This window comes from Burkholderia sp. 28_3 (genome assembly GCF_003253915.1).
Classification (GTDB): domain Bacteria; phylum Pseudomonadota; class Gammaproteobacteria; order Burkholderiales; family Burkholderiaceae; genus Burkholderia; species Burkholderia cenocepacia.
On sequence record NZ_QKZF01000003.1, the window covers coordinates 1 to 17,548 of the forward strand.

General features: G+C 64.1%; 25 protein-coding genes. 21 read left to right on the forward strand and 4 right to left on the reverse strand.

Annotated features, from left to right (window positions below; translation table 11 throughout):
• Positions 1-95: 95 nt before the first annotated feature.
• The 4 genes from DFS13_RS07940 to DFS13_RS40770 form a co-directional block, all read right to left on the reverse strand.
• On the reverse strand, positions 96-755 hold the full coding sequence (locus tag DFS13_RS07940) for a hypothetical protein (protein ID WP_111441552.1): 660 nt from the start codon (positions 753-755) through the stop codon (positions 96-98).
• A gap of 151 nt (positions 756-906) precedes the next feature.
• Positions 907-1,359 carry a hypothetical protein gene (locus DFS13_RS07945; protein WP_111441553.1) on the reverse strand — a complete coding sequence of 151 codons (453 nt, stop codon included), beginning with the start codon at positions 1,357-1,359 and terminating at the stop codon, positions 907-909.
• Positions 1,360-1,815: 456 nt separating this feature from the next.
• A complete protein-coding gene (locus tag DFS13_RS07950; protein ID WP_111441554.1) occupies positions 1,816-2,148 on the reverse strand; it encodes a hypothetical protein in 333 nt (110 codons plus the stop codon).
• A 6-nt stretch (positions 2,149-2,154) separates the two neighbouring features.
• Positions 2,155-2,955: a S24 family peptidase gene (locus tag DFS13_RS40770; RefSeq protein ID WP_249206012.1), complete on the reverse strand. Its 801-nt coding sequence runs from the start codon at positions 2,953-2,955 to the stop codon at positions 2,155-2,157.
• A gap of 51 nt (positions 2,956-3,006) precedes the next feature.
• Here DFS13_RS40770 and DFS13_RS07960 point away from each other — a divergent pair, with 51 nt between their 5' ends.
• From DFS13_RS07960 to DFS13_RS08060, 21 genes are all read left to right on the forward strand, one after another.
• Positions 3,007-3,270 (forward strand): YdaS family helix-turn-helix protein, encoded by a 264-nt coding sequence (locus DFS13_RS07960; protein ID WP_111441555.1) that lies wholly within the window; start codon positions 3,007-3,009, stop codon positions 3,268-3,270.
• Positions 3,267-3,593: a CII family transcriptional regulator gene (locus DFS13_RS07965; protein ID WP_111441556.1), complete on the forward strand. Its 327-nt coding sequence runs from the start codon at positions 3,267-3,269 to the stop codon at positions 3,591-3,593. Before DFS13_RS07960 ends, DFS13_RS07965 begins: the two co-directional genes overlap by 4 nt.
• A gap of 70 nt (positions 3,594-3,663) precedes the next feature.
• Positions 3,664-4,707: a site-specific DNA-methyltransferase gene (locus DFS13_RS07970; RefSeq protein WP_111441557.1), complete on the forward strand. Its 1,044-nt coding sequence runs from the start codon at positions 3,664-3,666 to the stop codon at positions 4,705-4,707.
• 43 nt (positions 4,708-4,750) lie between these two features.
• On the forward strand, positions 4,751-5,569 hold the full coding sequence (locus DFS13_RS07975; RefSeq protein WP_111441558.1) for a hypothetical protein: 819 nt from the start codon (positions 4,751-4,753) through the stop codon (positions 5,567-5,569).
• On the forward strand, positions 5,538-6,158 hold the full coding sequence (locus DFS13_RS07980) for a hypothetical protein (protein ID WP_111441559.1): 621 nt from the start codon (positions 5,538-5,540) through the stop codon (positions 6,156-6,158). The genes DFS13_RS07975 and DFS13_RS07980 overlap by 32 nt, the downstream gene beginning before the upstream one ends.
• Positions 6,155-6,568, forward strand: coding sequence for a recombination protein NinB (locus DFS13_RS07985; RefSeq protein ID WP_111441560.1), 414 nt, complete (start codon positions 6,155-6,157; stop codon positions 6,566-6,568). The genes DFS13_RS07980 and DFS13_RS07985 overlap by 4 nt, the downstream gene beginning before the upstream one ends.
• On the forward strand, positions 6,568-7,134 hold the full coding sequence (locus DFS13_RS07990; RefSeq protein ID WP_181461606.1) for a recombination protein NinG: 567 nt from the start codon (positions 6,568-6,570) through the stop codon (positions 7,132-7,134). The genes DFS13_RS07985 and DFS13_RS07990 overlap by 1 nt, the downstream gene beginning before the upstream one ends.
• Complete coding sequence (locus DFS13_RS07995; protein WP_111441562.1) at positions 7,131-7,724, forward strand: DNA-binding protein; 594 nt, start codon at positions 7,131-7,133, stop codon at positions 7,722-7,724. Before DFS13_RS07990 ends, DFS13_RS07995 begins: the two co-directional genes overlap by 4 nt.
• A 207-nt stretch (positions 7,725-7,931) precedes the next feature.
• The gene (locus DFS13_RS08000; protein ID WP_258399994.1) at positions 7,932-8,084 is read left to right on the forward strand and encodes a hypothetical protein; all 153 of its coding nucleotides are present in this window, start codon (positions 7,932-7,934) and stop codon (positions 8,082-8,084) included.
• 69 nt (positions 8,085-8,153) lie between these two features.
• Positions 8,154-8,786, forward strand: a complete 633-nt coding sequence (locus tag DFS13_RS08005) for a hypothetical protein (protein ID WP_059475986.1) — start codon at positions 8,154-8,156, stop codon at positions 8,784-8,786.
• On the forward strand, positions 8,755-10,149 hold the full coding sequence (locus DFS13_RS08010) for a PBSX family phage terminase large subunit (RefSeq protein ID WP_111441564.1): 1,395 nt from the start codon (positions 8,755-8,757) through the stop codon (positions 10,147-10,149). The genes DFS13_RS08005 and DFS13_RS08010 overlap by 32 nt, the downstream gene beginning before the upstream one ends.
• Positions 10,146-11,729, forward strand: a complete 1,584-nt coding sequence (locus DFS13_RS08015; RefSeq protein ID WP_111441565.1) for a DUF1073 domain-containing protein — start codon at positions 10,146-10,148, stop codon at positions 11,727-11,729. The genes DFS13_RS08010 and DFS13_RS08015 overlap by 4 nt, the downstream gene beginning before the upstream one ends.
• Positions 11,638-12,312, forward strand: a complete 675-nt coding sequence (locus DFS13_RS08020) for a phage minor head protein (RefSeq protein ID WP_249206011.1) — start codon at positions 11,638-11,640, stop codon at positions 12,310-12,312. Before DFS13_RS08015 ends, DFS13_RS08020 begins: the two co-directional genes overlap by 92 nt.
• A gap of 1 nt (position 12,313) precedes the next feature.
• Positions 12,314-13,627 carry a DUF2213 domain-containing protein gene (locus DFS13_RS08025; protein ID WP_111441566.1) on the forward strand — a complete coding sequence of 438 codons (1,314 nt, stop codon included), beginning with the start codon at positions 12,314-12,316 and terminating at the stop codon, positions 13,625-13,627.
• Positions 13,628-13,639: 12 nt separating this feature from the next.
• The gene (locus DFS13_RS08030; RefSeq protein ID WP_111441567.1) at positions 13,640-14,128 is read left to right on the forward strand and encodes a hypothetical protein; all 489 of its coding nucleotides are present in this window, start codon (positions 13,640-13,642) and stop codon (positions 14,126-14,128) included.
• A 10-nt stretch (positions 14,129-14,138) separates the two neighbouring features.
• Positions 14,139-15,176 (forward strand): DUF2184 domain-containing protein, encoded by a 1,038-nt coding sequence (locus tag DFS13_RS08035; protein WP_111441568.1) that lies wholly within the window; start codon positions 14,139-14,141, stop codon positions 15,174-15,176.
• Positions 15,177-15,185: 9 nt separating this feature from the next.
• Complete coding sequence (locus tag DFS13_RS08040; RefSeq protein WP_111441569.1) at positions 15,186-15,626, forward strand: hypothetical protein; 441 nt, start codon at positions 15,186-15,188, stop codon at positions 15,624-15,626.
• A gap of 55 nt (positions 15,627-15,681) precedes the next feature.
• Positions 15,682-16,065, forward strand: coding sequence for a DUF4054 domain-containing protein (locus tag DFS13_RS08045; protein WP_111441570.1), 384 nt, complete (start codon positions 15,682-15,684; stop codon positions 16,063-16,065).
• A gap of 28 nt (positions 16,066-16,093) precedes the next feature.
• Positions 16,094-16,576, forward strand: coding sequence for a hypothetical protein (locus tag DFS13_RS08050; protein WP_111441571.1), 483 nt, complete (start codon positions 16,094-16,096; stop codon positions 16,574-16,576).
• A 3-nt stretch (positions 16,577-16,579) separates the two neighbouring features.
• Positions 16,580-16,951 carry a hypothetical protein gene (locus DFS13_RS08055; protein WP_111441572.1) on the forward strand — a complete coding sequence of 124 codons (372 nt, stop codon included), beginning with the start codon at positions 16,580-16,582 and terminating at the stop codon, positions 16,949-16,951.
• 4 nt (positions 16,952-16,955) lie between these two features.
• Positions 16,956-17,546 carry an LIC_12616 family protein gene (locus tag DFS13_RS08060; RefSeq protein WP_111441573.1) on the forward strand — a complete coding sequence of 197 codons (591 nt, stop codon included), beginning with the start codon at positions 16,956-16,958 and terminating at the stop codon, positions 17,544-17,546.
• Positions 17,547-17,548 lie beyond the last annotated feature (2 nt).

Below are 17,548 nucleotides of genomic sequence, written 5' to 3' on the forward strand. Positions count from 1 at the left end.
GTTCGAGCGCTTGCGAATCACTGAACATCACCTTCGCCCAGATGCGCAGGCCGTTCGTTTCCCACGGCCCCGGCGTGTGCTTGATCTCGTTCATGTCAGGCTTCCTCGTCCTCGTAGTCCTTCGGATCGCGGCCAGTGACTTCGCATGCGAAAGCCTTCCATTTCGCGCGCTCTGCATCCGTCATGTCGCGCCACGAGGGCGCGATCTCGCTGCTGATTTCTTCGCCGTTGCGCATGCGGAACGTGCCGCAATTGCTGCCGATGTCTTCGTCCGCGTACGTGACGGTGATCACGTCTTCCGGGAACTTGCGCGACAGGGCTTCGAAGATCGGCACGGGACAGCTCCACGCGGTGTCGAATTCAGCGGTCCCGGCCTCGATGTCGGCGGACGAGTCGCAGGCATTCCACTTCGTCCCCCACTTCGCGCGGGCGAAGTCCATCGAGTGAAGGAATCCGACCTTTCGGAAGTTGCGCAGCATCTGGATGAACTGCTCGAACGATTCGTCGTTCAGCTTCTTGATGTCGGCGCGCGCACGGTTCGCAGCTTCCAGCGAATCAAGCAACGGATTCGAGCTAAGAGGAGTTCCAACGACGACTTCCGCCATCGTTTCAGCATCGGCATAGATCCCGTCCCACGGAAACTCACCTTCGAATTTCACAATGCGTGCGAAGTCGACGCGCCCATCGTCCGAGCTCACGATCGCTGCAATTACGTGGCTCGGCGCGGATACTTTGTTGGTTACCCAGTTCGGCATGGTCTATCCTCGGTGTGGTGTGATTGCCCGCAGGGCGGGAGCGAATGGTCAGCGTTTGCCGCGGCGCTTGATCGCCCCGGCCGCGAGAATCACGAGCGTCAGTACGAGCACCGCGAGAGTGCCGACGACGACGAATTGGATGGTGGGCATGTCAGGACTCGTCAAAGAGGCGGACGCGGCGGCCGGCATGGTCAGCGCAATGGCTGAATCCGGCTCTGCCCGGCCCGAACTTCTGGCCGCACGCGGAACAACCGACATTGGCGAATCGCGGCCGGTCGCTGTCGAGCGAGCGCTCGGCCTCGATCTCCGCGTCCTCGCTCATCGCGTGCACGATGATCGACATCACCAGATCACCTAGGGCTTCCGGCGATTCGCGGAACGCGGCGCGCAGTGCTGCGCCGTGCTTCTTTTGCGTGACGCTGTGCATGCCGCCGATCAGGTCGTCGTCCGACAGCGCCGCGATCTTCGCCTTCAGGCGTTCCTTCGCGATTTGCGCGACAAGCTCGGCGCGCTCGGCTTCGGCGTCGGCCGCATCGTTGAACTGTTGCAGCTGGCGATCGGTCCAGAACTCGGCCGCTCGCTCGGTTAATCGAGGGTTGAGCATATGCACTCCTAACAGGTTTGCCGGGAGACATGGCCGGCGTTAATGACTGCACTGATGGGCGGATACGCTGGGGTTGCATGTCCGCTCATCAAGGCGGTGTTGCGGGGCGCCGCGCCGAAGCACGGCGCCCCAATCGGCTCTGTCGCGTCCCCGGCTCCTTCGCCGGTTCATCCGGTCCACCCAGTTGCAGCCTGGGCTAGGCATTCCCTTCTCACGCGGGCAGGCTTCACGGGCGATTTGGTATGCGCGGCCATGCGCATTGCTTCTGATGCTTCCCGGATTGGCCGCCGGGGCGGCGGCGCAGCGCGTTGTGTGCTGCGTTGATGGGAATTCTACTTTAAGTAGGCGGGATGTCAACAACTAAAAGTAGAAATTTTGCGCGCGAAAGTAGAGGCGGCTGTCGATGGACGTAAAAAAACCCGCCGAAGCGGGTTTGTCGAGGTGGTCGGCGGGATGCTATTGGAGCGGCGCGAACTGCTTCTGGGGCGCCATGCAGTCTCGCGCGACAGCGGAATAGACCCGGTCGGCGGGCCATCTGGATAGAACCGGATCGAAGTAGACCAGGTTGATGATCTCCTTCAGTGCGCCATCAGGGAAGCCGCGGCGGAAAGCCGGCGCTTTCATGCGCGTGAGAGTGTCCTGAGGCGAGATCCCGGTGTCACGGAACGTCGCCGCGAAACTGAAGGCGGACGCGGAGTCGGTGCATTTCGCCGCGACGTCATCCGGAACCGGCTCGGCGCGCGCACCGAGAATCCAGAAAGCTGCAGCGAGGCAGGCGAAGCGCTTCATGGCGGCTCAGTTGCCGCCGGCCCAGCCGGAGCCGGAACGATAGATCACTTCGCCCATGATCGACACCGAATCGAGGTGCTCGGGGCTGATCGTCTTGTCCGGGTATTTCCCAGAGTTGATCGAGTGAAGCGTGATGGCGCCGCCGGCTTCCTTGAAGATCTGCTTCACGAGCGGCTCGTCGGCGAAGTAGATCGCGTACACCTTGCCGTCGCGGATGATGTTCTTGGCCGTGTCGACCATGATCATGTCGCGATCGAAAAGGTACGGCTCCATGCTGTCGCCGTGCACGCGCACGAGCTTGCAATCCTTGGGCTTCGATCCGAGCGCCCGGAAAAAGCCGATGTCGAACGGTAAAGCCTTCTTCTGCCGCACTTCCCACTGAATCAAACCAGTCCCCGCACTGAATCTGTAATCGTATGTGTCCAGCCAGACGCGATTATCGTCTGGCGGCAGGTCGTCCGGGTGCTCCCATACAAGGACATTGCCCTGATCTTCGGGAAGCGCGTACTTCCCTGATGGTTTTTCGCTGGCGCCATATACCAGCTCGGATGCGCTGCGCCCGACCGCCTCGGCGATCAGACTCAGCTTTTCCTGGCGCGGCATAGCCTGCCCAAGCGTGTAGCGGCGCACCATCTCGTAGGTGATCTTCTCGCCACGCGCCTTGAAGAAGTCGACGATCCCCTGAACCTCGATCGGGACGGCTGCCATTGCCTGCGACAGCCGGGCCGCGAATTCGGGGTACCGGATCGGGAGTTGTTTGCTTTCTACCATGGGTAGAAGTCTATCAATCGTAGGGGTCGGCGTCATTTCTACTTTTCGTCCTTGCGGAAATCTACTTTAAGTAGTACTCTGCGGCGCATGGACACGCTCAATCAAACCCCCAATCCGAACGTTGCCGAGGCGCTTGATCTGCTCGGCGGCGATAGCGCTGTCGCGCGCCTTCTCAACGTTCGCCCGTGGGCGATCAGCAAGTGGCGGCGCAGCATTCCGCCGGGCCGGGTTTTGTGGCTGGCCGAGCAAACCGGCTGGCGCAAGACGCCGCACCAGCTCTGTCCGGAAATCTACCCGAACGAGCGTGACGGCATGCCGCTGTCGCTCCAACTTGCTCAGGTGCCTGCATGAGTACCGTCGAAACAGTTTCCTCTGAAGAAATCGAAAACACACGCATGCTCGGTGCACGCAATCGTTCGGAAATCTTGCGTGCGGTTGCATGCGTCACGCAGGCCCATGCAGCAGATTGCATGGGCGTCTCTGCGAGCACCGTGAGCCGCGCTTTGAAAGACGAGCTCGATGACTGGTCGAAGCTGCTCGCTGCATTTGGGTTGCAGGTCGTTCCCATGGGCTCGATGGTGGTCGACCCGCACGAGCTCACCGCGCTGGAAAGCATGGCGCTCAAGTATCTCGAAACGCGTCGCCAGCAGCGCATTCAGGAGGATCGGCCGTGATCGACTTCTTCATCGACATGTGGGTGCGCACGCTGATCGCGTTCGCGTTTGGCGTGTATGGGGGTGGGGTATGAACTGGATCGACCACTCTCACCGCGGCGACTGCCGCGAACTGATGCGCGCGATGATAGCCGACGGCGTGCGCGTGCAGACGATCGTGACGTCGCCGCCGTACTGGGGCCTCCGCTCGTACCTTCCCGGCGGCCACCCGGACAAGCATCGCGAGATCGGCCAGGAGCCGACGCTGCGCGAGTTCATCGAAACGCTGGTCGTCGTGTTCGAGCTCGCGCGCAAGCTGCTCACCGACGACGGCACGCTGTGGCTGAACATGGGCGACAGCTACGCGGGGTCGCGCGGCGCCCCGTGGGGCCCGTCGCAGGCGGCCACCGAGGCGCGCGCGATGACGGCCAGCCGCCGCCGCGACGATGCGCCGGTACCGCGCTCGGACGTGCGTGTCGAGGGGCTGAAGCCGAAGGATCTCGTCGGCCAGCCGTGGCGCCTCGCGTTCGCGCTGCAGGACGCCGGCTGGTATCTGCGCCAAGACATTATCTGGCACAAGCCGAACCCCATGCCGGAGAGCGTGCGCGATCGCTGCACGAAAGCGCACGAGTACCTGTTCTTACTCAGCAAGAGCGAGCGCTACTACTTCGATGCCGATGCCATTCGCACGCCATACAGCGGCGAGACGAAGGCGCAGTCGTTCGAGACGATGGATTACAAGCGGCGCGATCGCTACAAGGTGCCAGACGGATGGGATACCGGCGCCGGCGCGCACGGCGCGTTTCACCGAGACGGTCGGCAGAAAGGCGCGTCGGCACCGGCCGACTATCAGCCGAAGGATGGAGCGAACCGGCGATCGGTCTGGACGATTCCTACGCAGGCATATGCCGCGGCGCACTTTGCGACCTTCCCCGAGGCGCTGGTCGAACCGTGCGTACTCGCCGGCAGCCGGCCGGGCGACGTCGTGTTCGATCCGTTCTTCGGCAGCGGCACGACGGGCCAAGTGGCGCAGCGGCTCGGCCGCCGCTTCCTCGGCTGCGAGCTGAACCCCGACTACGAGCAGTTGCAGCGCGATCGCTTGCGGCAGCCCGGCTTCGTATTGGACGTGGCATGACCCACATTTCCATACCCTTCAGCGTAACGGGCGCGAGGTAAGCATGGCCGGCGACTGGATCAAGATGCGCACGAACCTGTGGGACGACCCGCGGGTTTCGAACCTGTGCGACCTCACCGGATGCAGCGAAGCGGCAGTGATCGGCGGCCTGTACTGGCTCTGGGCCACGGCTGATGACCATTCTGCCGATGGTGAGATGCACGGGCTCACCTTGGCCGCCATCGCCCGCAAAACCGGCGTTCCGAATCTCGGCACCGCGCTGCGCGACATTGGCTGGATCGAGGAAATCGAAGGCGGCATCCGTCTCATTCGGTTCAACGAGCACAACGGGACGTCGGCCAAGAAGCGCGCCCAGACCGGAAAGCGCGTTGCGATGCATAGAAGTAACGCTGATGTAACGCAGGGAGCGTTACAGAACGACGAGTCCGGCGTTACAGGTGCGTTAGCTAGAGAAGAGAAGAGAAGAGAAGAACTTAAAACCGAGGGTACTAAGACGGACGTAGGTGAACCTCGCGCGAGCGCGATTGAAAAAGCGCGTCCGTCCGAACTATCCGCTGCGATGCGAAGGAATTCGATCGAGGCCCAGCCGGGCGATCCGCGAATCGTCGCTGCAGCAGAGGCGGGCGTCACCGTGGAAACGATCGAGGCGGCTTGCGCAGAGGCAAAGGCATCCGATCCGACTGGCCGCATCAAGCCCGGTTTCGTGCTGTCGATCGCTGAACGCTGGACTCGAGATGCCGCGAAGCCGCCGGCCCGCGCGTCCCCTCAGCCGACCTGGAGCGACCAGAACGCCAGCACGATCGCAGCACTCACCGGAAGGAATCGAAGCCATGAACCAGATGACCGAACCATCGACGTTTAAGCGTCCGGACTGGCCGCTTGACGCGCTCCCGCAGCACTGGGTCGAGGCGCTGTTTTCGAAGATGGCCGCGTTCTACGGCTCGCGCTTCGCGTCGATGTGGAACGGCGTGAACGTGGTCGAGGTGCAGCGGGCATGGGCGATCGAGCTCGGCAAGCTATCGCGCGACCAGCTCAAGGCAGGGAGCGACAACCTGACCGCACTGCCGAAGCCGCCGACGCTGCCCGAGTTCGTATCGCTCTGCCGGCAGGCGCGCAGCGAGCAGGCGGCGTCCACAACGCCGCGGCTCGCTGATGAGCGCCCGGCCGATCGCGCGACCGTCGAGGCGAATCTCGGTGCGATCCGGCGCGTGCAAGAGCGCGTCATGCGCCGCGAGCCCACGGCCGAATGGGCGTTCAAGCTGCTGATGCGCGGCAAGTCGGCCAGCGGGGCGGCGCTGCCGTCCGAGGTCGTGCGCTGCGCGCGTGATGCGATCGTGTCGTCGGCCGGGTTCAAGGTCATCGGCGCGTGCCAGTCGCCCGAGCTGCGGCGCGAATATCAGACGATTCGGGATGCGGCGCTGGGTGCTTTGACGAATGAGGCTGCAGCATGACCGCCGCCCTTTACCGCGAGTTCACCCTTCGCGATGGCGGCATCTGGGCGCACGTCGTCGCATTCGTTCGGGCCAATGCTCAGGCCTTCGCCGAACGCGGCGAGCCGCTGCGCGTGATCGTGACGGCCGAGGAGAAGCAGCGGAACGCGCCTCAGAACCGGCTGTACTGGGGCGCCATCCTGAAGGCGATCGCCGAGCAGGCATGGATCGAAGGGAGGCAGTTCGACAAGGATGCCTGGCACGAATATTTCGCGCGCAAGTTCGGCGTATGCGACGAGCTCGTGCTGCCCGACGGCGAGATCATCCTGCGCCGCAAGTCGACCACGCAGATGACCGTCGGCGAGTTCTCGGAGTACCTGAACCAGATTCAGGTGTACGCATCGGCCGAGCTGGGGGTGGAATTTTGCTGATGCGCGCGACGCTCAAGCCGAAGAAGTGCCGCGAGTGCGGCATCGTTTTCACGCCGGCGCGCTCCATGCAGAAAGTCTGCTCGCCGGCCTGCGCAATCGCGCTGACCGAGAAGGAGAAGGCGCGGAAGGCAGCCCGAGCGCAGCGCGCGGAGCGTAAGTCGCTGCGTGAGGCGCTGGAGAAGGCGAAGACGCGCGGCACGCACCTGCGGGAGTTGCAGGCGGTGTTCAACCGGTGGATTCGCGCTCGCGATGCCGGGCTGCCCTGCATTTCATGCGGCCGCTTCCATCAAGGCCAGTGGCACGCCGGACACTATCGCTCTGTCGGATCTGAGCCGGCGCTTCGGTTCGAGCCGGACAACGTGCATCTGCAGTGCGCGCCATGCAACACGCACCTTTCGGGGAACCTCATTCCGTACCGCAGCAACCTGATCAAGAAAATCGGCGCCGCGCGCGTCGAGTGGCTGGAAGGCCCGCATGTTCCGAAGAAGCTCACCGTTCAGGAGATTCAAGAAATGAAAGCCTATTACCGTGCCGAGGTTCGGAGAATGAAGCGGGAGGCGGCATGAGCGACAACATCGAATTCAAGTCAGCATTCGACGCAGTGCGCTTTGCGCTCTGCTACTCGTCGCAACAGTACGGCGAGACGATCATGGCGAAGCGCATGCGCGGTGAGATTGGCGGCGATGGGATGGGGCTGATCGGGCTCGTCGGCGCGGGTCAGGCGGGCATGATCCGGCGCGAGCTGGAAACGCTGCCCGAGCTGCATCTGTCGGTGATCGTCGCGCGCGCCGCGCCACATGTTCTGCCGTGCTCCTGCGGCTCGTCATGCTGCAGCGGAAGTATGCCGAATCTCGAATGGCAGGCGGCTATCGGCTGGCTAACGCGCGCATCCGCCGCCTACTGCTCGGGCTTTTCGCACTACCGCGTACGCCGCGCGATCATCGAGCGGTTGTTCGGCGTGAAGTGTGATTTGTCGGAGATCGCCGACGAATGCGAGGCGCATCGGAACACCGTGAGCAAGCAGAACGCGGCCGTGCGGCTCTGGATCGAGGGCGATCGGAAGGGGGAATCCGTGGGCGTCGCGGAGGTTGCATGGCGCGAGATTGATAGGAAGCTGAACGAGATTGGATTGTTGAAGGAGAGCGAAACCACTTGACGATGTGCATTTCATGCACAATAATCATCGATATTCGATACACGTGATACATGCGTCCAAAGCCCGCTGAGCCAAAAGCCAGCGGGCTTTTTCGTTTCCTCGATGTCTCCACCGCACTATCCAGTGCGATTCGCCCGGCTAGTCCGGGCTTTTTCCTTTCTGCGGCAGTGGAGTGCAAGCATGCCTTTCAGAATCCTCGAATCCCGCATGTACCGCGATCCGATGCTGGTGCTGGAGGCAAAGCAGGAGGCTAAAGCGCGCACGAAGCGCCGGCGCACCGAGCGGCCGGAAATGAGCGATGCGCGCCGAGCTGCCGAAGCGTTGTTCGACATCCCGCCGCGGCCCGTTCCGGTGCCGTGATCCCCGCTCGCCGCGCAATGCGGATGGCAGCCGGGAATAGACCGGCGAGAATTTTTCAGGTGAAACGACATGGCGCAGCCAAAAAAAGCGGCGCCGGACTGGGAGCGCATCGAGGCTGACTACCGGGCCGGCTTGCTGTCGGTGCGGGAGATTGCCGCATCCCAGGGGATTTCGCATGCCGCCATTTCGAAGCGCGCCAAGCGCGACGGATGGGATCGCGATCTCGCCAAACGCATACAGGCAAAGGCTGAGGCGCTGGTTACCACGCGCACGGTTACCAGTGAGGTTACCACCGAGCGGGCGGTAACCGACCGGGTGATCGTCGAGGGAAACGCCGAGGTCATCGCGAACATCCGGCTGGCGCATCGCTCCGATATCGCGCGCTCCCGCCGCTTGGCGATGGCGCTTCTCGCGGAACTGGAATGCGTCACCGAGAACCGTGAGCTGTTCGAGCAATTGGGCGAAATGCTTCGCTCGCCGGATGAGCGCGGCAATGACAAGCGAAACGACCTTTACCAGAAGGTCATCTCCAGCGCAGGCCGGGTCAGCAGCATGAAGCAGCTGTCCGAAACCCTCAAGACCCTGATCGGTCTGGAGCGCGAAGCGTACGGCATCGCTGGCGCGCACGACGGCGGCGGAACTGAAGCGCCCGCAGGGCTGGATCACTTCTATGCAGGATCAGACGAAGAGGGCGACGCTTAATCCGGCGCTGCGCAAGTTCTGGACGGCACCCGCGCGCAATCGCGTGCTGCATGGCGGCCGGGCAAGTTCGAAGTCGTGGGATGCTGCAGGCTTCGCCGTGTTTCTGACGAACACGTACAAGATCCGCTTTCTCTGCGTCCGGCAGTTCCAGAACAAGATCGCTGAGTCGGTCTACTCGCTCCTGAAGGTGCAGATCGAGCGGTTCGGACTGCAGCATCGCTTCGATATCCAGCGCGACAAGATCATCAACGTCGCGACGGGTAGCGAGTTCCTCTTCTACGGGTTATGGCGCTCTATCGACGAAATCAAGTCGATGGAAGGCATCGACGTGTGCTGGATCGAGGAGGCGCACAACCTCACTGAAGCTCAATGGGAGATCCTTAACCCGACGCTTCGAAAGTCTGGCTCGCAGTTCTGGATCATCTTCAACCCGAAGCTATCGACGGATTTCGTTTATCGGCGGTTCGTGACGAATCCACCGCCGAAGACTGTCGTCAGACAGATCAACTACACGGAGAACCCGTTTCTCTCCGACACGATGCTCGAGATCATCGAGGCGGCGAAGAAAGAGGATTACGGGGACTACGAGCACGTTTATCTCGGGGTTCCGCGCGACGACGATGATGATTCGATCATCAAGCGGACCTGGATCATGGCCGCGATCGATGCCCACAAAACTCTGGGCTTCGCCGCGAGCGGCGCGAAACGAATCGGTTTTGACGTTGCTGATAGCGGCGCCGATAAGTGCGCAAACGTCTCGGTGCACGGTTCGGTGGTTGATTGGGCGGACGAATGGAAGGCCGGAGAGGACGAGCTCCTAGAATCTTGCAAGCGCACCTACAACGTCGCGAAAGAGCGAGGCGCAGCGATCACATACGACTCCATCGGTGTCGGTGCCGGGTGCGGTGCGAAATTCAGTGAGATCAACGAGGTGCGTCGTGCTGAAGGCCAGAGCTTCATGGTCCAGTACGAAAAGTTCAACGCCGGCGGCGCTGTCTGGGAGCCCGACCGCGAATATCAGCCAAACATAACGAACGGAGACATGTTCTCCAACATCAAGGCACAGGCATGGTGGCTGGTGGCCGATCGTTTCCGGAACACATTCAATGCCGTGCGTCGCGGCGAGAAATTCTCCGATGACCAGCTGATCAGCATTAGTAGCGACACGCCTTACCTTGACAGGCTGATCGACGAACTATCGACGCCCAAGCGCGATTACGACCAAAACGGCCGCGTCAAGGTGGAAAGCAAGAAGGATCTCGCCAAGCGCGACGTTGCGTCTCCGAACTTGGCTGACGCCTTTGTAATGTGCTTCCCGCCAGACGCTGGATCACTGGACATCTGGACAAGGTTGGCAGGATGAATCGAAAGCAACGCAAGGCCGAGCAGCGGCAATACCGCGCCATGGCCTCGGATTCCGCCAACGCGAAACGGTGGATGACGCCGGACAGCTTCCAGAACTTCGAAGCGCGTGTCGGTCTCGGCACGCCGAATCAGGCATCTGCCTACCAGTACGGGTTCGACTTCATCTCGCGCAACCGCGTGCAGATGGAGGCGATGTACCGGTCGTCATGGATCGTCGGCCAGGCCGTCGACGTCGTCGCCGAAGACATGACCCGCATGGGCGTCGAGATCGGCTCCGACATCGCGCCAGAGGACAAGGACAAGCTGAACCAGGAGTTCGAGAACCTCGCGATCTGGGACAGCCTGTGCGACACGATCAAGTGGGCTCGGCTGTACGGCGGGGCGATCGCGGTGATGATGATCGACGGCCAGGACGCGTCGAAGCCGCTGCGGCTCGACACGATCGCGGAGGGTCAGTTCAAGGGTCTCTGCGTGCTCGACCGCTGGCTCGTGCAGCCGACACTGAACGATCTCGTCACCGAGCCGGGGCCGGACCTCGGTATGCCGAAGTTCTACGACGTCGTCGCCGACTCGATGGCGCTGCCGCGCCAGCGAATCCACTACAGCCGCGTGCTGCGCTTCGACGGCGTCACGCTGCCGTACTGGCAGAAGATCGCCGAGAACCTGTGGGGCCAGTCCGTCATTGAGCGTCTGATCGACCGACTCGTCGCGTTCGACAGCACGACGATGGGCGCCGCGCAGCTCGTGTTCAAGGCGCACCTGCGCACGTTCAAGGTCAAGGATCTGCGCAAGATCCTAGCCGCGGGAGGGCCGGCGCTGGAGGCGCTGCTGAAGAACGTCGACATGATCCGGCGATTCCAGTCCAACGAAGGGCTGTCGCTTGTCGATGCCGACGACGAGATGCAGGTCGACCAGTACGGTTTCACCGGCCTCGATGCCGTGCTGCTGCAGTTCGCGCAGCAGCTCGCCGGCGCGCTGCAGATCCCGCTCGTGCGGCTGCTCGGTCAATCGCCGGCCGGCCTGAACTCGACCGGCGAGTCGGACCTGCGCACCTACTACGACAACATCAAGCAGCAGCAGGAGCGCCGGCTGCGCCGCGCGCTGAATGTGCTGTTCGAGGTGATGTTCCGTTCGGTGCTCGGTACGAAGCCGCCCGAGGGATTCTCGTACGACTTCCGTTCGCTCTGGCAGATGACCGACGAGCAGAAGGCGACGACGGCCAACACGATCACCGATGCGGTAACGAAGGCGGTCGATGCAAGTCTGCTGACGCCGGCCGGCGGCATGAAGGAACTGCGCGCGTCGAGCCACCACACCGGCGTGTTCTCGTCGATCACCGACGAAGAGATCAAGGAGGCTGAGGACCAGCCGCCGCCCGCGCCCGAAACGGAGCTTCCACCCGATGTTGATGACCCGAACGACGGATCGCAAGCGCCGCCAAAACCCGGTGCGTCTCAGCGGCCCGGAGCGTCGGTACGGAACGCAGTTGCGCAAGATCGCGCAGCAGGTGGGCGCGTTGGTCGATGGCTTTCCGCCTGGCGATCCCGCCGCGGCGCCGACGATCGAGCAGCTGCTTAGGCGGTATGCCGAGGCGCTCACTCCGTGGGCCGAGGCGACCGCCGCGCGGATGTTGGAAGACCTGAATCGGCGCGACGAGCAGGCGTGGATGCAGAACGCGCAGGAAATGTCGCGCGCGCTGCGCGACGAGCTGCGGCGAGCGCCGACTGGCGAGACGATGCGCGCGCTGATGGCCGAGCAGGTGACGCTGATCAAGTCGATCCCGCTCGATGCTGCCGAGCGCGTTCACCGGCTCACGATCGAGGCGCTCGAGGACAGCACGCGCGCGGCTGCGATCTCGAAGGAGATTCAGCGTTCCGGCGAGGTGGCGAAGAGCCGCGCAGACTTGATCGCGCGCACAGAGGTTTCTCGCGCGGCGACGTCGCTGACGGAGGCCCGCGCGCTATCCATTGGCAGCACGCACTACATCTGGCGCACCAGCGGCGACAGCGACGTGCGCGCCGGTCACCGCGCGATGGAGGGCAAGGTCTGCGCCTGGAGCGACCCGCCGGAGGTCGACGAAAACGGCCGCGTCATGCGGTTCCACCCTGGGCAGATTTGGAACTGCCGGTGCTGGGCCGAACCGATTATTTCCGAGGACTGACATGCGCTTCTACACCGTACAGAAGCTCGGGCCGAAGCGTTCGCTCACGCCCGAGGGCTTCCTGCTGTGCGAGGACGTTCCGGTCGCGCGCACGGGCGAGATGCTGTACGCCGCCGGCGAAGTGCCGATCGAGGCCGGCCCGGATGGGCTGATCCGTATCAGCCGCACGCCGGAGGAAGTGTTCCGCGACGCGACGCTCGCGAGCTGCGCCGGCAAGCCGGTGACGCTCGATCATCCTGACGATTTCGTCACGCCCGCGACGTTCTCCGCGCTTGGCAAGGGCGTGATGCTGAACATCCGCCGCGGCGACGGCATCGAGAACGACCTGATCGTCGCCGATCTGCTGATCACCTCGCAGGACGCGATCGACGCGGTGCAGGACGAAGAAATCGAAGAGGTCAGCCTCGGTTACGAGGCCGACTACGAACAGGTATCACCCGGCCGCGGGGTACAGCGGAACATCGTTGTCAACCACGTAGCCATCGTCCCTCGCGGCCGCTGCGGCCCGCGCTGCGCGATCGGCGATAAGGAACCCGAGATGAAGACGAAAGACAGCAAGCCGACCACGAAGCCCCAGCGCCGGCCGGCGTGGCTCGATCGCCTGATGAAGTCCATGAAGGCCAAGGACGAAGCCGGCGTCGAGGAAGCGCTCAAGGAAGGCCAGGAAGCCATGGACGAAGAGTCCGAAGAAGAGCACGAGCGGCGCGAAGCCAGCGAACGCGAAGGGCGCACTGGCGACACGGCAGCGATCCTGAAGACGCTGCGCTCGCTCGATCGCCGCATGGCGCGCATCGAAGCGCGCGATGCCGACCGCGAGCGCGAAACCGAGGACGACGACGAGGAAGAGGACGAAATCGACGAGACGACCGATACGGTCATCGAGGCAGAAACCGCTGGCCGCCTCGATCAGTCGGGCGTCGACCTGTACACCGGCGACTCCGCGCGCCTGATCCCGGCGCGCGCCGAGATCCTCGCGCCGGGCGTGAAGCTCCCGACGCTCGACGGCCTGAAGACGAAGGACCGCGCGGCCGCGCTCTGCCGCTGCCAGCGCAAGGCGCTCGACCAGGCGTACGAGACGGATGCCGGGCGCGCCGCGATCGCGCCGTTCCTCGGCGGCCGCGCGCCGGACTTCGACACCATGCCGGCGCGCGTCGTCGACACGATCTTCACCGGCGCGGCCGAGCTGATGCGGGCGAAGAACAACGCCGGCGCCTCGAGCGGCAAGGTCAACACGCGTGATTTCGGCAAGGCAACCACGATCGCCGACATCAACAAGCGCAACGCGGAATTCTGGTCCAAGCGGGCCGGCCAATAAGGAGAGTGCCACATGGGCAACGCAATTCTGTTTCGCATGCCTTCGGGCATTCCCGGCGACATCAGCCGGCAGTCGCAGGCCACCGTCGAAACCGGATTCTTCGATTCGACGAAGCCGTTCTCGGCATACGGCCTGTTCGGCAAGATCGCGAACGGCAAGTTCGTGCCGATCGGCGCAGGTGACGTCGCCACGGCCGTCTACGGCCTGCTCGTGCGTCCGTTCCCGACGCAGAGCTCGCAGGACCCCGTCGGCACGTCGACGCCTCCGACCACCGGACCGGCCGACGTGATGCGTCGCGGCTACATGACCGTCCAGCTGAACGCCGGCGTCGCCGCGCTGAACGGCCAGGTCTATGTGCGCGTCGCCGCAGCAGCGGCCGGCAAGCCGATCGGCGGTATCGAAGCGGCGGCCGACAGCACCAACACGATCGCCATCGCCGGCGCGACGTTCATGGCGGCGGCCGATGCCGCCGGCAACGTCGAAATCGCCTACAACATCTAAGGGAGCCGACATGACGACTCACAACAAAACGCTGCTCGCCCGCGCGGCGGGCATCGCCATCGTCGGCGCGCCGGCGATCATCCGCGCACGCACGCGCGACGCGCTGATGACGTTCGATGCGGCGACGATCGACAGCACCGGCTCGTTCCTCGTTGGCGAGCTGGAACGGCTCGACCAGACGCTGCACATGCCGCTCGCGTCGGTCACCTGGTCGCGCGACATCGACCTCCGGGAGGACGTGTCGATCGCCGACGAGGTGTCGTCGTTCACGAACTCGACGTTCGCGGCCGCCGGCGGCGCATCGCCGAACGGCAAGTCGTGGATCGGCAAGGACGCGAGCGCGATCGCCGGCCTGTCGCTGGATATCGGCAAGACTCCGAACCCGCTGACCCTCTGGGGCATGCAGATCGGCTGGACGATCCCGGAACTCGAATCCGCGCAGAAGCTCGGCCGCCCGGTCGACCAGCAGAAGTTCGAGGGCATGCAGCTGAAGCACAACATGGACGTCGACGAGCAGGTGTACATCGGCGATCCGATCCTCGGGGTGACGGGGCTCGTGAACGCCGCGACGGTGACCAACACCAGCAACGCGATCACCGGCAACTGGGGCAGCGCGACGCCGGCGCAGATGCTGGCGGACGTGAACGAGCTGCTCAACAGCGTCTGGGCAGCGTCGGCCTATGCCGTGTGCCCGGAGCGCCTGCTGATCGACCCGCTCAACTTCTCGCGCTTGAACTCGGAAATCGTGAGCAGCGCGGGCAACATCAGCATCCTGCAGTTCCTGAAGAACAACTCGCTGTCGAACGCGATCAACGGCCGTCCGCTCGAGATCTACCCGTCGAAGTGGCTCACGAACCGCGGCGCGAGCAACACGAACCGCATGGTTGCGTACACGAAGGACAAGAATCGCGTGCGCTTCCCGCTCGTGCCGCTGCAGCGCACGCCGCTCGAGTACCGCGACATCCGCCAGCTCACGACGTATTTCGGCCGGCTCGGTGTCGTCGAAGTCGTGTATCCGGAAACGATCGGCTACCGCGACGGCGTGTAAGGGGACATCATGGCGAAGACGAAAATCTACGTAGCGAAGGCGTTCAAGCTGCTCGGCGCCGACGGCAAGCACACCGACTTCCCGGTCGGCATGCACACGGTCGACGATGCCGTCGCTGACAACTGGTATGTGAAGCACCATCTCGGCGACCCGGGCGACGTGCTGGCCGCGCCGAGCGGCGGCGAGATGACGGCCGCGCTCGCCGCGGCGCGGGCCGAACTCGAAGCAGAGGGCGGCCGCCTGGCCGAGCAGCGCGCCGAGCTCGATGCGATGTCGAAGGGCATCGACGCGCGTGCCGCCGAACTCGACGCGCGGGAGGGCTCGATCGCCGCGCGCGAGCTGGAGCATGCGTCGAACGTCGCAGCGTTCGAGGCTGCTCAGGCTGCCGCCGCCGAGGCGGCATCGCAGAAAGCGACCGGCGGCCAGAAGCAGGGCGGCAAGCAGGCATAATGGCCGCAGGCGGGGCGTCACCGGCGCGCCCGCCATCTCCAACCGAAGGTGACCCGTGGACATCGCTCAGTTCCGCCAGACGTTTCCCGAATTCGAGAATTCGACGCTGTACCCCGATGCGGTCATCGAGATCTGGTTGACCGTATCCGTGTCGCTCGTGAATCCGGAGCGCTGGCAGGAGCTGACCGACATCGGCATCGGGCTCTGTACCGCTCACCATGTCGCGCTGTCGATGCGCGACCAGAACGCGGCCGCCGTCGGCGCGGTGCCCGGGCAGGTGACCGGGCCGCAGTCGGCGAAATCCGTTGACAAGGTCAGCGCCAGCTACGACACGGCGGCCGTCGCCATCAAGGACGGTGGATTCTGGAACAGCACCATGTACGGAATCCGTTATCTCAGCCTCGCGATGATGATGGGCGCGGGCGGCATGCAGCTGTAGCGCCGCCGCTGCCCATTGGGAGAATTCCATGGGCAGCATGAAGGTCGACCGCCTCGACGAGGTGCTGAAGTCGATCGCCGGTCTCGTGAAGCAGGAAGTGCTCGTCGGCGTGCCCGATAGCACGGCCGGCCGCAAGGACGATGGCGAGCCGCTCAGCAATGCGGAGATCGGCTATATCCAGGAGACTGGATCCCCAGCGAACAACATCCCCGCCCGCCCGCACCTCGTGCCAGGCGTGCAGGACGCGCGACCGAAGTTCGAGCCGCAGCTCCAGAAGGGCGTCGAAGCAGCGCTCGACGGCGACCTCGAACAGGTCCAGCGCCGGCTCAACATGGCCGGCATCGCGGCGCAGAACTCAGTGCGCGCGAAGGTCAACAGCAATATCGCTCCCGAACTCGCTGAATCGACGCTCGAAGCGCGGCGCCGCCGCGGCGTTACGCGCGAGAACACGCTGGTCGACACCGGCCAGTACCGCAATTCGATCACGTACGTGATCCGCAAGAAGGGGTAGCGCATGGCTTTCCTCGACGTTACCGACGTCCTGCTCGATCCCGATTTCATGGACACCGGCCTGCTCTGCAATCGCATGACGCAGACCGTCGACGCGCACGGGCGCGGGCAGAACACACCGACGCCAACCCCGTTCGCCGCGGTCGTGACGAGCGACAAGGGCGACATCCTGCACCGGAACGCCGACGGTAGCCGGATCATCGGCTCGATCACGCTGCACACGATGTTCCGGCTGATGGACGGCAGCGCCGGCCATGACGCCGACGAAGTCGTATGGGCCGGGCGCACGTACACCGTCGTCAACGTGAACGACTACTCGCACTTCGGCCGCGGCTTCGTCTGCGCGACGTGTGACCTGAAACCTCTCTCCGGATGACCCCATGACCGACAGCTCGACCGGCGGATACCTGGCGCCAGCCGTCGATACGCCGCCGGACGAGGACGATGCTCTCGACGACCTTGTGCACGACCTGGTCGCGGGCGTCACGGCGCTGGCGCCGGACCTCGTGCGGCCGCGCTGGCAGCCGGTCGTCGCGAAGCAGCCCGAGCCGGGCGTCAACTGGTGCGCCTTCGGAATCCAGACGCAGACGCCTGACGCGAGTCCGGCGATCGTGCATAACGGCGCGAACGAGGGCAGCGACACGTACATCCGCCATCAGGATCTCGATGTGCTCTGCACGTTCTACGGGCCGGCGGCCAAGGGCTACGCGCAGCGCCTCGCCGACGGCCTGGCGCTGCCGCAGAACCGGGAGCAGCTCCAGCTGCTCGACATGGCCTTCGTCAGCGTCTCCGAGATTCGGGCGGCGCCGGACCTGGTCAACCAGCAATGGGTGCGGCGGTACGACATAACCGTGAAGCTGCGCCGCAAGGTCACGCGCACCTACGCGGTCCTGAACCTGAAGTCCGTGCAGGCGTCGACGACGACAGACGCGTCGCCGCCGGTCACATCCACCATAAACGTCAACCTGTAGGG

Excerpts from the sequence above, each read along its gene's own strand:
- DFS13_RS08025 (WP_111441566.1), top strand. The coding sequence starts at position 12,314 with ATGCGCTTCTACACCGTACAGAAGCTCGGGCCGAAGCGTTCGCTCACG.
- DFS13_RS08040 (WP_111441569.1), top strand. The coding sequence starts at position 15,186 with ATGGCGAAGACGAAAATCTACGTAGCGAAGGCGTTCAAGCTGCTCGGC.
- DFS13_RS07990 (WP_181461606.1), top strand. The coding sequence starts at position 6,568 with ATGCGCGCGACGCTCAAGCCGAAGAAGTGCCGCGAGTGCGGCATCGTT.
- DFS13_RS07985 (WP_111441560.1), top strand. The coding sequence starts at position 6,155 with ATGACCGCCGCCCTTTACCGCGAGTTCACCCTTCGCGATGGCGGCATC.
- DFS13_RS08005 (WP_059475986.1), top strand. The coding sequence starts at position 8,154 with ATGGCGCAGCCAAAAAAAGCGGCGCCGGACTGGGAGCGCATCGAGGCT.
- DFS13_RS40770 (WP_249206012.1), bottom strand. The coding sequence starts at position 2,955 with ATGACGCCGACCCCTACGATTGATAGACTTCTACCCATGGTAGAAAGC.
- DFS13_RS08000 (WP_258399994.1), top strand. The coding sequence starts at position 7,932 with ATGTACCGCGATCCGATGCTGGTGCTGGAGGCAAAGCAGGAGGCTAAA.
- DFS13_RS07940 (WP_111441552.1), bottom strand. The coding sequence starts at position 755 with ATGCCGAACTGGGTAACCAACAAAGTATCCGCGCCGAGCCACGTAATT.
- DFS13_RS07980 (WP_111441559.1), top strand. The coding sequence starts at position 5,538 with ATGAACCAGATGACCGAACCATCGACGTTTAAGCGTCCGGACTGGCCG.
- DFS13_RS07950 (WP_111441554.1), bottom strand. The coding sequence starts at position 2,148 with ATGAAGCGCTTCGCCTGCCTCGCTGCAGCTTTCTGGATTCTCGGTGCG.
- DFS13_RS07995 (WP_111441562.1), top strand. The coding sequence starts at position 7,131 with ATGAGCGACAACATCGAATTCAAGTCAGCATTCGACGCAGTGCGCTTT.
- DFS13_RS08010 (WP_111441564.1), top strand. The coding sequence starts at position 8,755 with ATGCAGGATCAGACGAAGAGGGCGACGCTTAATCCGGCGCTGCGCAAG.
- DFS13_RS08050 (WP_111441571.1), top strand. The coding sequence starts at position 16,094 with ATGGGCAGCATGAAGGTCGACCGCCTCGACGAGGTGCTGAAGTCGATC.
- DFS13_RS08060 (WP_111441573.1), top strand. The coding sequence starts at position 16,956 with ATGACCGACAGCTCGACCGGCGGATACCTGGCGCCAGCCGTCGATACG.
- DFS13_RS08030 (WP_111441567.1), top strand. The coding sequence starts at position 13,640 with ATGGGCAACGCAATTCTGTTTCGCATGCCTTCGGGCATTCCCGGCGAC.
- DFS13_RS07960 (WP_111441555.1), top strand. The coding sequence starts at position 3,007 with ATGGACACGCTCAATCAAACCCCCAATCCGAACGTTGCCGAGGCGCTT.
- DFS13_RS07965 (WP_111441556.1), top strand. The coding sequence starts at position 3,267 with ATGAGTACCGTCGAAACAGTTTCCTCTGAAGAAATCGAAAACACACGC.
- DFS13_RS08055 (WP_111441572.1), top strand. The coding sequence starts at position 16,580 with ATGGCTTTCCTCGACGTTACCGACGTCCTGCTCGATCCCGATTTCATG.
- DFS13_RS08015 (WP_111441565.1), top strand. The coding sequence starts at position 10,146 with ATGAATCGAAAGCAACGCAAGGCCGAGCAGCGGCAATACCGCGCCATG.
- DFS13_RS07975 (WP_111441558.1), top strand. The coding sequence starts at position 4,751 with ATGGCCGGCGACTGGATCAAGATGCGCACGAACCTGTGGGACGACCCG.
- DFS13_RS08035 (WP_111441568.1), top strand. The coding sequence starts at position 14,139 with ATGACGACTCACAACAAAACGCTGCTCGCCCGCGCGGCGGGCATCGCC.
- DFS13_RS07945 (WP_111441553.1), bottom strand. The coding sequence starts at position 1,359 with ATGCTCAACCCTCGATTAACCGAGCGAGCGGCCGAGTTCTGGACCGAT.
- DFS13_RS07970 (WP_111441557.1), top strand. The coding sequence starts at position 3,664 with ATGAACTGGATCGACCACTCTCACCGCGGCGACTGCCGCGAACTGATG.